Source organism: Streptomyces chlorus, assembly GCF_042655885.1.
GTDB lineage: Bacteria > Actinomycetota > Actinomycetes > Streptomycetales > Streptomycetaceae > Streptomyces > Streptomyces chlorus.
On record NZ_JBHSOA010000035.1, the window covers coordinates 89,806 to 103,390 of the forward strand.

The 13,585-nt window shown below is 71.4% G+C and carries 10 protein-coding genes and 3 pseudogenes; 7 read left to right on the top strand and 6 right to left on the bottom strand.

The window, feature by feature from the left end; all coding sequences use genetic code 11:
* Positions 1 to 77: 77 nt before the first annotated feature.
* Complete coding sequence (locus ACFPZI_RS16990) at positions 78 to 1,580, bottom strand: LVIVD repeat-containing protein (protein ID WP_381363869.1); 1,503 nt, start codon at positions 1,578 to 1,580, stop codon at positions 78 to 80.
* A gap of 208 nt (positions 1,581 to 1,788) precedes the next feature.
* Between ACFPZI_RS16990 and ACFPZI_RS16995 the strand changes: the two genes are divergently transcribed.
* A complete protein-coding gene (locus ACFPZI_RS16995) occupies positions 1,789 to 2,445 on the top strand; it encodes a DUF305 domain-containing protein (protein WP_381363871.1) in 657 nt (218 codons plus the stop codon).
* Here the strand turns inward: ACFPZI_RS16995 and ACFPZI_RS17000 are convergent.
* Positions 2,437 to 3,021 carry a DUF6214 family protein gene (locus ACFPZI_RS17000; RefSeq protein WP_381363873.1) on the bottom strand — a complete coding sequence of 195 codons (585 nt, stop codon included), beginning with the start codon at positions 3,019 to 3,021 and terminating at the stop codon, positions 2,437 to 2,439. The genes ACFPZI_RS16995 and ACFPZI_RS17000 overlap by 9 nt on opposite strands.
* A 158-nt stretch (positions 3,022 to 3,179) precedes the next feature.
* Positions 3,180 to 4,520: an extracellular catalytic domain type 1 short-chain-length polyhydroxyalkanoate depolymerase gene (locus tag ACFPZI_RS17005; protein ID WP_381363875.1), complete on the bottom strand. Its 1,341-nt coding sequence runs from the start codon at positions 4,518 to 4,520 to the stop codon at positions 3,180 to 3,182.
* Between the two features lie 273 nt (positions 4,521 to 4,793).
* Between ACFPZI_RS17005 and ACFPZI_RS17010 the strand changes: the two genes are divergently transcribed.
* Complete coding sequence (locus ACFPZI_RS17010; RefSeq protein ID WP_381363877.1) at positions 4,794 to 5,597, top strand: pectate lyase; 804 nt, start codon at positions 4,794 to 4,796, stop codon at positions 5,595 to 5,597.
* 179 nt (positions 5,598 to 5,776) lie between these two features.
* On the top strand, positions 5,777 to 6,931 hold the full coding sequence (locus tag ACFPZI_RS17015; RefSeq protein ID WP_381364102.1) for a WD40/YVTN/BNR-like repeat-containing protein: 1,155 nt from the start codon (positions 5,777 to 5,779) through the stop codon (positions 6,929 to 6,931).
* A 372-nt stretch (positions 6,932 to 7,303) separates the two neighbouring features.
* Here ACFPZI_RS17015 and ACFPZI_RS17020 read toward each other — a convergent pair whose 3' ends face one another.
* Positions 7,304 to 8,011, bottom strand: a complete 708-nt coding sequence (locus ACFPZI_RS17020; protein WP_381220220.1) for a uracil-DNA glycosylase — start codon at positions 8,009 to 8,011, stop codon at positions 7,304 to 7,306.
* Positions 8,012 to 8,222: 211 nt separating this feature from the next.
* On the opposite strand from ACFPZI_RS17020, the gene ACFPZI_RS17025 reads away from it, so the two are divergent.
* Positions 8,223 to 9,269, top strand: coding sequence for an N-acetylglucosamine kinase (locus ACFPZI_RS17025; RefSeq protein WP_381364103.1), 1,047 nt, complete (start codon positions 8,223 to 8,225; stop codon positions 9,267 to 9,269).
* 84 nt (positions 9,270 to 9,353) lie between these two features.
* Positions 9,354 to 10,277 (top strand): sirohydrochlorin chelatase, encoded by a 924-nt coding sequence (locus ACFPZI_RS17030; protein ID WP_381363879.1) that lies wholly within the window; start codon positions 9,354 to 9,356, stop codon positions 10,275 to 10,277.
* A 160-nt stretch (positions 10,278 to 10,437) separates the two neighbouring features.
* On the opposite strand, the gene ACFPZI_RS17035 is transcribed toward ACFPZI_RS17030, so the two are convergent.
* Positions 10,438 to 11,544, bottom strand: coding sequence for a lactonase family protein (locus ACFPZI_RS17035; protein WP_381363881.1), 1,107 nt, complete (start codon positions 11,542 to 11,544; stop codon positions 10,438 to 10,440).
* A 126-nt stretch (positions 11,545 to 11,670) separates the two neighbouring features.
* Positions 11,671 to 12,066 (bottom strand): annotated as a pseudogene (locus ACFPZI_RS17040) (FUSC family protein); the annotation flags it as partial.
* A 173-nt stretch (positions 12,067 to 12,239) separates the two neighbouring features.
* Here ACFPZI_RS17040 and ACFPZI_RS17045 point away from each other — a divergent pair.
* Positions 12,240 to 12,710, top strand: a pseudogene (locus tag ACFPZI_RS17045) (Lrp/AsnC family transcriptional regulator); the annotation flags it as partial.
* Positions 12,711 to 12,792: 82 nt separating this feature from the next.
* Positions 12,793 to 13,489, top strand: a pseudogene (locus ACFPZI_RS17050) (HAD family hydrolase).
* Positions 13,490 to 13,585 lie beyond the last annotated feature (96 nt).

Here is a 13,585-nt window from a genome sequence, read left to right on the forward strand (position 1 = left end):
ACGGATGTGTCGCGGTTCTTCGCGACCGGGGCGGCACCGGAGTCTTTGGCGCCCGCCCGTCGGCCCGAGCCGGACGCTCAGTCGAAGTAGTCCGGCTGCGTCTGCACGTTGAGCTCACGCAGATGGACCCCGCGGGCCGGGTCCGTGCGCCGGTCGTCGATCTTCAGAACGTCGAAGCCCTTGGCGATGTCGTTCGAGTAGATGTAGCCGTTGTAGTAGTACGCCGACCACGAACCGCCCGTGACGAGCCGGTCGGTGCTCAGCGGACCCCGCTCGAAGTAGGCGATCTCCTTCGGCTTCGAGGAGTCGGTGAAGTCCCAGACGGAGACCCCGCCCTGGTACCAGGCCTGGACCATGAGGTCCTTGCCCTTGACCGGGATCAGCGAGCCGTTGTGGGCGACGCAGTTCTCGGTGTCGGCCTGGTGACGCGGGATCTTGTAGTAGCTGCGGAAGACGAGCCTGCTCTTGTCGCCCTTGCCGACGACGTCGTAGATGCCGTTCGCGCCGCGGTCCGGTCCGACCTCCGCGTTGCAGGTGGCGGCGCCGCCACCGCCCAGCTCGTCGGTGAACACGACCTTGTTGGCCTTCTGGTTGAAGGTCGCGGAGTGCCAGAAAGCGAAGTTGACGTTGTCCTGCACCCGTTCGATCACCTTGGGACGCTCGGGGTTCTTGATGGAGAACAGGATGCCGTCGCCCATGCAGGCACCGGCGGCCAGGTCCTTGGAGGGCAGCACGGTGATGTCGTGGCAGCCCGTGGTCTTGGAGACGCCCGGGTTGGTGGGGCCGCCCGGGTTGCCGCCGCCGTCGGGGCCCTCACCGGGGAACAGCACCGGGAATCCGACCACGGCCGCCTTGTGCGGGGCCTTGCGCGGCACCTTGATGACGGAGATGCCGTCGTGCGGCGGCTGGCAGTCGGGGTAGGCGGCGTTCGGCGAGTACGAGGAGACGTAGACGTAGACGTTCTTGCCCTCGGGCACCAGCGTGTGGGTGTGCGAGCCGCAGGCGGTCTCGACGGCGGCGACGTAGCGCGGGTTGCGCTTGTCGCTGATGTCGAAGACCTTCATGCCCTCCCACGAGGACTTCTCGGTCACCGGCTGCGTGGTGCTGTTGCAACTGCTGTCGCTGCGCGAGGAGTCGGTGGAGAGGAACAGCAGATCACCGGAGACGGAGATGTCGTTCTGGGAGCCGGGACACAGCACCTGGGACACCGTCTTCGGCGACTTCGGGTTGCTGATGTCGTAGACGGTGAAGCCGTCGTAGTTTCCGGCGAAGGCGTACCGGCCCTGGAAGGCCAGGTCCGAATTGGTGCCGGTCAGCGCGTCCTTGGGGACGTGGGCGACATGGCGGATGTTGTCGGAGTGGACGACCTCGTCCTGGGCGGGTATCTCGCCCTGTGCGATGGCCTCGCGCGCCTCGGCCTGCGCGCTCTTCGATATCTCCTTCGAAGCGGGCGGCGCGTCCCCCGGGTCGGGGGTCGCCGCGGCCGGCGCGGCGGTCAGGAGCGCGGCGAGCAGCCCGCCGGCCGCTGCGACAACTCCCAGCCGTCTGCGCCGGGTTCGGGGAACATTCAACAGGATCACTGTTTTCCTCCCTTGTTCCGTTCGACTCGGAACGGGTTCTGCTCCGGCAGTATGGTCCTGAGCATGCACATATCAACAGTGGGCAACACACTCGCAACGAAGTTTTTTGATCACTGCCGCGCGGAAGCGTGCTAGGACAGTCGTCAGCACTCACGAGGTGCCGTGCCACCCTCCCCCAGAGGGGATACCCCCAGCCACAGGAGGTCCCGTGTTCCACCGCCGTGCGTCACGCGCGTCCGTCGTCGCGACCGGGCTGATCGCCCTGGCCGTACTCGGGCTCACGGGCTGCGACTCCGATACGGACGATGTCAAGTCAGCCTCGGCGAGCGGCCCTTCGGTGATCGCGCCGGGCGAGCCCGGAGGGCCGAACCGGACCCTGTCGGCCGAGGAGGCGGCGGAGCAGCGCGTCGAGGACGACTCCCCCAACTCCGCGGACGTCTCCTACACCCGCATGATGATCGAGCACCACTCCCAGGCCCTGGAGATGACCGAACTCGTCCCGGACCGCGCCGAGTCGACAAAGACAGTCAAGCTGGCCGAACGGATCGCCGCGTCCCAGCAGCCGGAGATCAAGATGATGGAGGGCTGGCTGACGACGCACGGCAAGTCCAAGAAGGCCGGCGGGCACGACCACTCGACGATGCCCGGGATGGCGACCCCGGGCCAGCTCAAGAACCTGCGCGCGGCCGAGGGGAAGGCCTTCGACCAGCTCTTCCTCACGCTGATGATCACCCATCACGAGGGGGCGATCACCATGGCCACGGAGGTGAAGGCGCAGGGCAACAACATTCAGATCGAGGAGATGGCCGACGACGTGGTCGCCCAGCAGACGAGCGAGATCACACGGATGCGCTCCCTACTCTGACGCCCGCCGGACGTGACGCGGCGTCAGCAGGCCCGCGTCACGCGCCCGTCCGATGACCCTGAGTGCTCCGCGCCGACTGTATCCGGTCGCGCACATCACGGCGAGGACCGGGTCGGTGCCCTCCTCCTGGGCCGCGCGGTACTCCCGTGCCACGAGGCGTCTCCCCACGGGCTCCCGCGGCCGGACCGCACGGCGTCGGCGCTCCCCCGCGCCGGGCGGCGGGGCTCCGACGGCGGAGCCGCCCTCGGCGGGCGGATCGCCGTCCGCCACCGGCCGGACCTCGGCGGCCGGTTCGCCGCCGGCAGCCGACTCCGTGCCGGCCGTCCCGTGGTCGGCAGCCGCCCCGCCATCGGCACCGCAGGCCTGGGCGAGCGGCCCCTCGATCCAGTCGGCGAACAGCGCCAGATCCTCCAACGACAGCGCGGGCCGGGCCCGTACGTCCTCGACGCAGACGCAGAGCCCGGACACCAGGGCGAGCGCCTCGACACCGGCCCCGTCGGCGAAGACGAGCCGCACATGGAACCAGCGCGTCGCGTGCTCGCCCTCCCGCACCTCCCAGGCGGGCCACACGGACACCGCCCCGTCCGCCGGAGAACGATCGGAAAGATGGAGAAAAGATTCCTCAAGCACGCGCGCTACGTAATCACGTGATCACTTTCCATACGAAAGAACACGCACCTCGACTGTCGGACGGCACCCTGTCAGCGCAGCGCGGGCCGTTGGCGCCCTGAAAGTCACTCCGTCGCACACTCCGTCCCGTTGAGGGTGAAGGCGTTCGGGGCCGCGCTGTTGCCGCTGTGGCCCGCCTGGTAGCCGATGCTCACGCTCGCGCCGGGCGCGATCGTGCCGTTGTACGGGGCATGGGCCGCCGTCACCGCACCGGATGCCGGAGTGTACGTGGCTCCCCACCCACCGGTGAGGGTCTGCCCGGCGGGCAGGGTGAAGCGGAGCTGCCAGCCGTTGACTGTCGACGTACCGGTGTTGGTGACAGTGACCGAGGCGGTCAGCCCGGTGTTCCAGGCGTTGACCGTGACGGCGACCCGGCATCCGCTGGGCTGCGGCTGCGGTGCCGGGCCCGCGTCGTCGAGGCCGAAGAAGGTGATCACCCGGGACGCCATGCCGTAGGCGTAGAGGTTGTGGCCCACGCCCTGAAGGCTGACGGCCTCCACGGGCGCCTGATCGTGCGTGGCCCCGTAGCGCGTCCGGGTCCAGTTGGCCGAGGGCGAGTCGGTGGCGGCCGGGGCCCCGCCGACACCCAGCACGTTCGTCCACTGCTCGATCTCCTCACCGAAGTTGGGGTACCGCAGCACGTCGTCCTCGGTGCCGTGCCACAGCTGCATGCGCGGGCGGGGACCGGTGTAGCCGGGGTACGCGCTCCGGACCAGGTCGCCCCACGCCTGCGGTGTGCGGTTCACGGTGCCGCCCGAGCAGGCGCTGTTCCATTCGGACCCGTCCGTCGTGGCGAAGCAGCCGAACGGCACGCCCGCGAAAGCCGAACCGGCGGCGAAGACGTCGGGGTAGTCGCCGAGCAGCACGTTCGTCATCATCGCGCCGGAGGAGATCCCGGTGGCGAACACCCTGTCGGTGTCGGCGCCGTACGTGCGGACGGTCCAGTCGACCATGGACTTGATGCCGACGGGGTCGCTGCCGCCACCGCGACGCAGAGCCTGGGGCGAGGAGACGTCGAAGCACTTGCTGGCGCGGGTGACGGACGGGTACACGACGATGAACCCGTAGCGGTCGGCGAGCGAGGCGTACTCGGTGCCGGTGTACATCGCCGGGCCTGATCCGGTGCAGTAGTGCACGGCCACGACGACCGTCGGACGCGGGGTGACGCTGTCCGGCACGTACAGGTACATCTCGAGCCCACTGGGGTTGGTCCCGAAATCGGTGACCCTGGTGAGCATGGCGGTGGGGGCCGCCTCCTCACGGGTGGGGGCCGGCTCCCGGGCCGAGGCCGCCGGCGCCATGAGCACGGTGGCGACGAGCAACGGCAGCAGCGCGGCAAGGAGCACGGTGACCGAAGCTCCGGACGGTCGGTGGCGCCTCGGGGTGATGCGAGGGGTGTCTGACATGCCTGGGCCCTTCCTGTGCGGAGGAGGACAGCCGCACGGACGGCGGTAGGGCGCATGGTGACATGAGCATGGCCTTCATGGAAGCGCTCCCACGCATTCAGCGGAATGCGCTCGCTGCCACAACGGACAGCTGATGATGGACCGCCCAAGGCGTTGACCAGAAAGCGCTTACCGTCTACGTTCCGTTCAGCGATGTGAACTGACCGCGCGGTGCGACGCCTCCGCGCCCCGACATCGCCGCATCCCCCACATCACGACAGAAGGAACCGGAATATGACTTCCGCGACACGACCACGCGCCTACGGGCGTGCACTGACCGGAGCGCTGGCCACCCTCAGCCTCTCGCTTGGCATGATCATGACCACCGGAGCGTCCTCGGCGAGCGCCGCCACTTGGCCGACCGCCAACGGCAGTGAGGGCGTCTCCTCCACCATCTCGGTGTCCGGCACCAAGGACTACGGGCTGAAGCGCCTCTACGGCACCGGCGCCCTCGGCTCGGGCAGTCAGGACGAGGACCAGGGCCCGATCCTGGAACTGGCGGACGGCGCGGTCCTGAAGAACGTCATCCTCGGCGCCCCCGCGGCCGACGGCATCCACTGCAAGGGCTCCTGCACGCTGCAGAACGTGTGGTGGGAGGACGTCGGCGAGGACGCGGCCACGTTCAAGGGCAAGTCGTCGTCCTCGGTCTACACCGTCAGCGGCGGCGGGGCCAAGGAAGCCAGCGACAAGGTGTTCCAGTTCAACGGCGCCGGAACGCTGAACGTGTCGAACTTCGCGGTCAAGAACTTCGGCACCTTCGTGCGCTCCTGCGGCAACTGCTCGACGCAGTACAAGCGCACGATCAATCTCAACGCCATCGAGGTGAGCTGGAAGGGCAGCCGGATCGCCGGCATCAACACCAACTACGGCGACAGCGTGACCCTGCGCAGCATCAAGATCGTCGGGGACAGCAGCAAGAAGATCGTCCCCTGCCAGAAGTACATCGGCAACAACAGCGGTGCCGAGCCCAGCAGCAACGGGTCGGGCGCCGACGGTACGTACTGCAAGTACGCGTCGTCCGACATCACCTACCAGTAGTCCCTCCGGCCGCAGCCCCCCACGGTGAGAGCGGCGGCCGTACGCGGTGCCCACGAGGCGCCGCGTACGGCCGCCGTCCCATGTCCGGCAGCCGGCCCTCGCTCACCCGGCCGATTCACCGCACCGCTCCGCCGCACCGCTCCGACCTGCGTCGGCGCCTGATCCAGAGCTGGCTGTCAGTGGTGGGGTGCAGACTGGCCGGTGTCCGGAACGAGGACGTCGACGAAGACGTCGCGGAGGTGATCGGCATGTCCGAGGTACTGCTCGCCGTGGGCACCCGCAAAGGTCTGTTCATCGGGCGGCGGCGGGGTAACGACTGGGAGTTCGACGAAAGCCCTTACTTCAACGCGCAGGCGGTGTACTCGGTCGCCGTCGACACCCGCGGTCCGGCACCGAGACTGCTGGTCGGTGGTGACAGCGCACACTGGGGCCCGTCCGTGTTCCACTCCGACGACCTGGGCCGGACCTGGACCGAACCGGCGCGGCCCGCCGTCAAGTTCCCCAAGGACACGGGGGCGTCGCTGGAGCGGGTCTGGCAGCTCCATCCGGCGGCCGCGGAGCCGGACGTGGTGTACGCGGGCACGGAACCGGCCGCGCTCTACCGCTCGGAGGACCGCGGGGAGACCTTCGACCTGGTCCGGCCGCTGTGGGAGCATCCGACCCGTTCCCGATGGGTGCCGGGCGGCGGCGGTGAGGGCCTGCACACCGTGCTGACCGACGAGCGGGATCCGCGGGCGGTGACGGTCGCCGTGTCCACGGCGGGCGTGTTCCGCACGCTGGACGGCTGTTCGAGCTGGGCCCCGTCCAACTCCGGGGTCTCCGCGGTGTTCCTGCCGGATCCGAATCCGGAGTTCGGCCAGTGCGTGCACAAGGTGGCCCGGGACGCGGTGACACCGGACCGACTGTATCTGCAGAACCACTGGGGTGTGTACCGCAGCGACGACGCGGGCGCGCACTGGACCGACATCGGTGCCGGGCTGCCGTCGACGTTCGGCTTCGCGGTCGTGGCCCATCCGCATCGGGGTGACACGGCGTACGTGTTCCCGATCAACGCCGACTCCGATCGCGTACCGGCCGACCGGCGCTGCCGCGTCTACCGCACGACGGACGCGGGCCGAAGCTGGGAGCCGCTCGGCGCGGGCCTGCCGCAGGGCGATCACTACGGCACGGTGCTGCGCGACGCGATGTGCCACGACGGCGCCGACCCGGCGGGCGTGTACTTCGGGAACCGCAACGGCGAGGTGTACGCGTCGGCCGACGACGGCGACAGCTGGCGGCAGCTCGCCGCGCATCTGCCGGACGTGCTGTGCGTCCGGGCCGCGGCTCTCCCGTGAAACGAATCGACTGAAGCCCGAAGAATCGGACCCACTGGCCCCGGAGGTGCAGCCGCCTGCTGCCCCGAGAAGCGAACCACCCGCCGTCCCGCCGGCTGGAGGAGCCTCGGGGCAGCCCTGCGACGGCGAACCGGAAGCACGACCTCACTGTCTGCGTGCCGTCACGATTCCGCACGGACGGGATTTCAGCGTCTCCTCCGGCATCCTCTCGGCATCATCAACGTGATCGGCCGAACACTCGGAACACTCGGACCGGATGACCGCACACGGGGGACCGTCATGCGTACCGCGCACAAGAGCTGGAAGACCTATGCCCTGGGAGCCGCGGTCCTGACCGCCCTCCTTTCCGTTACGGCCCTCGCCCCGACGGCGCTACCCGGCCGGCGCGTTCGCCTCCTGGGCGGACGGCAGTCGCCAGTCCACGGGGGCGGCGCCCTGCCGGACCAGGTAGTCGTTGGCCCGGCTGAACGGGCGCGAGCCGAAGAAGCCGCGGTCCGCCGACATGGGCGAGGGGTGCGCCGACTCGATCGCCGGATAGTCCCCCAGCAGCGGGCGCAGGTTGCGCGCGTCCCTCCCCCACAGAATCGACACCAGCGGCCCGCCCCGCGCAGCCAGGGCGCGGATGGCCTGCTCGGTGACTTCCTCCCAGCCCTTGCCCCGGTGCGCGGCGGGCTTGCGCGGGGCGGTGGTGAGCGCCCGGTTGAGCAGCAGGACACCCTGTTCGGTCCACGGGGTCAGATCACCGTTGACGGGCCTGGGCAGGCCCAGGTCGGTGTTCAGCTCCCGGTAGATGTTCTCGAGGCTGCCCGGCAGCGACCGCACGTCCGGCGACACCGCGAAGCTCAGCCCGATCGCCATTCCCGGTGTCGGATAAGGGTCCTGACCGACGATCAGAACCCTTACGTCGTCGAAGGGTTGCTGGAACGCCCGCAGGACATTCGCTCCCGCCGGGAGGTACGTCCGGCCGGCCGCGACCTCCGCGCGCAGGAAGTCCCCCATGGCCGCGACGCGTCCGGCCACCGGTTCCAGGGCCTTTGCCCAGCCGGGCTCAACAAGTTCATGCAAGGGTCGTGGTGCCACGGCGGATCACTCTACTGGCTCGCACCGACACCCCTGGCCCAGCAGTCCGTTTCATGCGTCGGGGGCGTCCTGGGGCGCTACTCTTCCTCCCCGTCGAGGTCGAGGCCCGGGAAGAGAGGAGAGCCCGTTGCGTCCGTCCGAGAACGGTCCGCCGACCCGGCAGGGGGCGGCGGCGAGAGGCGCGACGGTCGCCGGGCCCGGATTCGTCGCCGTGGACTCCGGGGGCTCGGGGCTGCGGGTCGTCGTGGGTACCGCCGGACGCGGTCCGCTCGCCCGGGGTGCGTCCGGGGAGCCGGTGCGGACCGGCTCCCGGGGGATCGACCCCGGACATCTGATGGAACACCTGGCGCCCATGGCCCGGGGACTGGCCGCCGAGGCCGGCATCGGGCGGCTGGACACGGCGGTCGTCGGCGCGGCGGGGCTGGCCAGCCTCGGGGACGCGCTGCGTGCCGAGCTGCCGGCAGCACTGGCCCGGGAACTGGGTGTGTGCCGCGTCGCTCTGGCCGCCGATGCCGTCACCGCCTACGTCGGCGCCCTGGGGCCGCGACCGGGTGCCGTGGTCGCCGCCGGTACGGGTCTGATCGCCGTCGGCACCGATCTGGCCGGCTGGCGCCGGGCGGACGGCTGGGGGCATCTGCTCGGCGACTGCGGCGGCGGCGCGTGGATCGGGCGGGCCGGCTTGGAGGCGGCGCTGCGCGCCCATGACGGACGGGACGGCGGCTCCGGCCGCCTGCTGGAACTCGCCGAGGAGACGTTCGGCCCGGCGGCGACGCTTCCCGGCCGCCTGTATCCGCGCACCGACCGGGCGGCCGTCCTCGCCTCCTTCGCACCCCGGGTGGCCGAGTGCGCCGACGGTGACGCCGTCGCCGCGGACATTCTGCGGGCGGCCGCCCGGCACATGGCGGACTCGGCGGCGGCCGTCTGCCCGGAGACGGGCTCGGGATGGGGCGGGGGGCCGAGGTCGGCCGGAGGGTCGGGGTCGGGGGAGGGCCCGGACGCGGGCGAGCCGCTGGTGGCGTTCACCGGTGGTCTGCTCAATCTGGGCGACCCCCTCCTCGTCCCCCTGGGCGAGGAGCTGGCGAAACGGCTGCCGTGGGCACGGCGGGTGGCGGCGGAAGGAGATCCGTTGCACGGGGCGGTACGTATCGCCACGGACCTCGCGACCGATTCGTTCACCCTTCCGGGTGACGAGAAGATGCTGTGCGTGACGAGCCCGGCAGGTGAGGGGGGCGCCGACGTGCCCGATGTCCATACGTAACACATCAGACAAAAATGAACATAGTCCGCGCAGGCGCACCCTCCCCGAACAGGGGAGTCCAGGAAACCACTAACATTCCGCTCCATGAGCACCCCCACTGGGCCCGCGTCCGGCCTGCCAGTACGAATGCCGCGCCCCCGCCAGCCCGGACGGCACCGCCGTCCCGAGCCTCTGGTGGCTCCCGAAGGCGCGCCCGCGCTCGTCCTCGCCGTGCCGGGTACTCCCAGCAGCGCCACCCGCTCCCTCGCCGACGAGGTCATCAGCATCGCCCGTTCCGAGCTGCCGGGCCTGGACGCCCGGCCCGGTTACCTCGACGGGGACGACGCGGAGTTTCCCACGCTGCAGTCGGTACTGGCGCACGCCGCAGAGGAGCGCACCGCCCGTTTCGAGCAGGCGCGCGCGGCCGGCCTGGACGCCAAGGAGCCGGACGGCCCCGTCGCCGTCGTCGTGCCGCTGCTCGCCGGTCCGGACAGTGCGCTGCTGCGCCAGGTCCGTCAGGCCTTGATGGACAGCCGTGTCGCCGCCGAGCTGACCGACGTGCTCGGCCCGCACCCGCTGCTCGCGGAGGCGCTGCACGTACGGCTGTCCGAGGCCGGACTGGCTCGCGCCGACCGCGCCCGCCTGTTCACCGTGGCGACCGCCGCGGACGGCATCATCCTCGCTTCCGTGGGCGGTGACGAGGCCGTACAGGCGGCCGGGATCACCGGCATGCTGCTCGCCGCGCGCCTTGCCGTGCCGGTGATGGCGGCGGCCCTGGACGAGGAGGGCTCGATCGCGTCGGTGGCCGAGCAGCTGCGCGACTCCGGTTCGCAGCAGCTGGCGCTCGCGCCGTACCTGATCGGCCCCGAGGTCGACGCGAGCCTGGTCGAGGAGGCCGCGAAGGAGGTGGGCTGCTCCGCCGCCGAGGCGCTGGGCCCCTACCCGGCGATCGGCAAGCTCGCCCTGGCCAAGTACACCTCCGCGCTGGGTATCAGCCCGCAGCAGACGCAGAGCACTCCGGCGAACTGACCCCGGGCGGGCTCATCCGCTCCACGACGCAGGCGCCGAACAGGCCCGCTCCGACCACTGGGGCGGGCCTTTCGGCGTGTGCGGCCGGGATCGACGCGGCGCCCCGAGCCGCGCGTGCGGGCGGGCCCGTCACTCAGGGTCCGTACACGCGGGGAACCGCTCAGCCGACGACCACGCACGACGCCGCCGTCACCGGGATCGAGCCGCGGCGCCGGGGCATTCCGGTGTCCGGGTCGACCGCGAACCAGGTCACGTCCCCGGAGCGCTCGTTCGCCACGTACAGGAAGCCGTGGGACTCGATGAGCGCGCGGGGCCAGTGGCCGCCGCAGGGGACGGTGGCGATCAGCCGCAGCCCGGCCGCCCCCTCCGTCCCGGCCGCCCCGTCGCTTCCGGCCGAGCGGTCGAGGCGGTCCGCGCCCTGCTCGACCGCGAACACCGACAGGACGTCCTCTCCGCGGGTCGCGGTCCATACGAAGCGGCCGTCGGGCGAGACGGCGACGCCCGACGGGTAGGCGTCGCCGGACGGGGCACCGGGCAGGACGGGAATCTCGGTGAGCGGCCGCAGCGTGCCCTCGACGGCGTCCCAGCGGCAGACGGTCAGGGTGGGGCTGAGTTCGTTGAGGAGGTACGCACGCGTGCCGTCCGGGTGGAAGACCAGGTGGCGCGGGCCCGAGCCGGGGCGCAGCGCCACCTCGCGGTGCCGCGCGGGAGCCCCGTCGGCCAGGGTGTACACCCGTACCGAGTCCGTGCCGAGGTCGACGCCGACCGCCCAGCGGCCGCTCGGGTCGGGCTGCACCTGGTGGGCATGCGGTCGCTGCCGGCGGTGCGGGCCAAGGCCCGGGCCGGTGGGCGGGAACACCCCGGACGCGGAGCGTGCCAGGCTCCCGTCGGCGCGGACGGGGACGGCGGTGACGCTGCCCGAACCGTAGTTGGCGGTGAGGACGTGTCCGGCGAAAAGGCAGAGGTGGGTCGGCCCGTTCCCGTGGACCGGCACCGCGGGTCCGGCCTGCTCCGGTGTGTCCCTCCCCTCCCCGACCCCGTCGCCGGGTACCCGGAACGCGGCCACGGCCCCTTCGGCTGTCTCACTGACCGCGTAGAGCGTCCGTCCGTCGGGAGAGAGCGCCAGGCAGGAGGGGTCGGGCAGGCCGTTCACGGTGCTCAGCACGGTCAGGGCGCCGTCGTCGGGAGTGAGGGCGGCGGTGACGATGCCCGGACCGCCCGCCGTCGTGAACGATCCTATGAACGCCAACCGTCTGCCGTTCGTCATGCCCGTGTCCCCCACGCTCACGCCTGATCCCCTCTCGCTTCCCGCCGGCCGGGGTGACGCTAGCAGTCGATCGCTAAAGGTCTGGACCAGGAGGGGTGCTCCGCCCGGCCCCGCAGGCCATCGCCCTCAGGCCCCGACCAGCGGAGCCCCGGACGGTGCCCGCAGGGGTGCGGCGAGTTCGGCGAGGGCCCGCTCCCGGCCGTGGAGATGGGCCAGGGCCGGTTCCGTCACCGCCGGGGGCGCCCGCACGGCGATGTCGTCCCTGCCGTCGATGAGCGCCTCGACCGCCCTCTCCACGCGCCGGCACGCGGCGGCCAGGCGGTCGTCGTGGGAGGCCTCCGGGTCGGCGGCGACAAGGACGAGGCCCCGGATCTCCCGGGCGCAGTCGTCGAGCAGCGCCAACACCGCGCGGGCGCGCCGCTTGCGGCCGAGCATGGGGTTCAGCAGGTGCACGAGCGGGGCGACCGAGAGCCGCACCCGGGCGAGCAGCTGTTCCAGCTCGGCCGCCTTCGGCCAAGTGGCCGACGGAGTGCCAACGGCCAACGACGGGTGGCTCAACAGTCCAGCCGGTCGTTCGGTCGGTCGGTCGGCCATGGGTACAGTCGGAAACGATCACCGAGCAGCGAGGCCTGCACGACGAGCGGCGAACCCGCAGAAGCCGAGCGGCGAACCCGCAGGCCAGGAGGCCGGGCACCATGGCCGTGGACGAGCTGGGCAACCGCATCCTGCGGCTGCTGCTGGAGCAGCCGCGCACCAGCGTGCGGGAGTACGTCCGAGTCCTCGGGATCGCGCGCGGCTCTCTCCAGGCACGCCTCGACCGGATGGAACGCGAGGGAGTGATCACCGGGACGGGTCCGGCCCTCTCCGCCGCCGCGCTGGGTCATCCGGTGCTGGCGTTCGTGCACATCGAGGTCATGCAGGGGCATCTGGACGAGGTCGGCGACGAACTGGCCGCCGTGTCGGAGATCATTGAGGCGTTCTCGATCACCGGTGGCGGAGATCTGCTGACCCGGGCCGTGGCGCGTGACAACGCGCATCTCGAGGACGTGGTCCAAAAGCTGATCAACCTGTCCGGCGTGGTCCGCACCCGCACCCAGGTGGCCCTGCGCGAGCGCGTCCCGCACCGGCTGCTGCCGCTGGTGGAGTCGATCGGCCGGACGGCTCGTTCCTGGAGTCCTTGCTCACTCCCGGAGTCCTTGCCCGCCCCTGGAGTCCTTCTGCCGTCCGGAGCTTGGCATCCTGGGCCCCATGAGCACTTTCGACGCACTCTCGGTCGTCTTCGATCTCGACGGAACGCTCGTGGACAGCGAGCCGAACTACTTACGAGGCGGGCTGGCTGACCCTCGCCGAGCACGGCGTGCCGGACTTCTCCTGGGCGGAGCACGAGCGCTACGTGGGGATCAGCACCCGGGAGACGATCGCCGACTGGCGGGAGCGGTACGGGCTCCGGGCCTCGGTGAAGGACCTGCTGGAGGTCAAGAACGGCCACTATCTCCGGCTGGCCCGCGCCTCGACGCAGGTGTACCCCGAGATGCGCAGGTTCGTCGAGCTGCTGGCCGCCGATGGCGTACCGATGGCCGTGGCCTCCGGTTCCTCACCCGAGGCGATCGAGGCGATCCTGGCCGGCACGGGCCTGGACGCTCATCTGCGTACGGTCGTCTCGGCGGAGGAGGTGCCGCGCGGCAAGCCCGCTCCCGACGTCTTCCTGGAGGCGGCCCGTCGGCTCGGGACGGTCCCCGCCGACTGCGTGGTGCTGGAGGACGCCACCCCGGGCGCCGCCGCGGCGTACGCCGCGGGCATGCGCTGCATCGCGATTCCGTACGTCGCGGCGCAGGCCGACGCCCCGGAGTTCGCCACCGCCGCGCTGCTGTTGCGCGGCGGGCAGCGGGAGTTCACGGCACGGGCCGCGTACGAGTGGCTGACGCGCTCCGCCCGGCCGGCCTGACCGGCACCCGGCCGGCCTGACCGGCACCCGGCCGGTTTGACGGGCACCCGCCCGACGGGGCCGCGCGGCACGGCGGCCCCGGTCCAGGACCCTGGC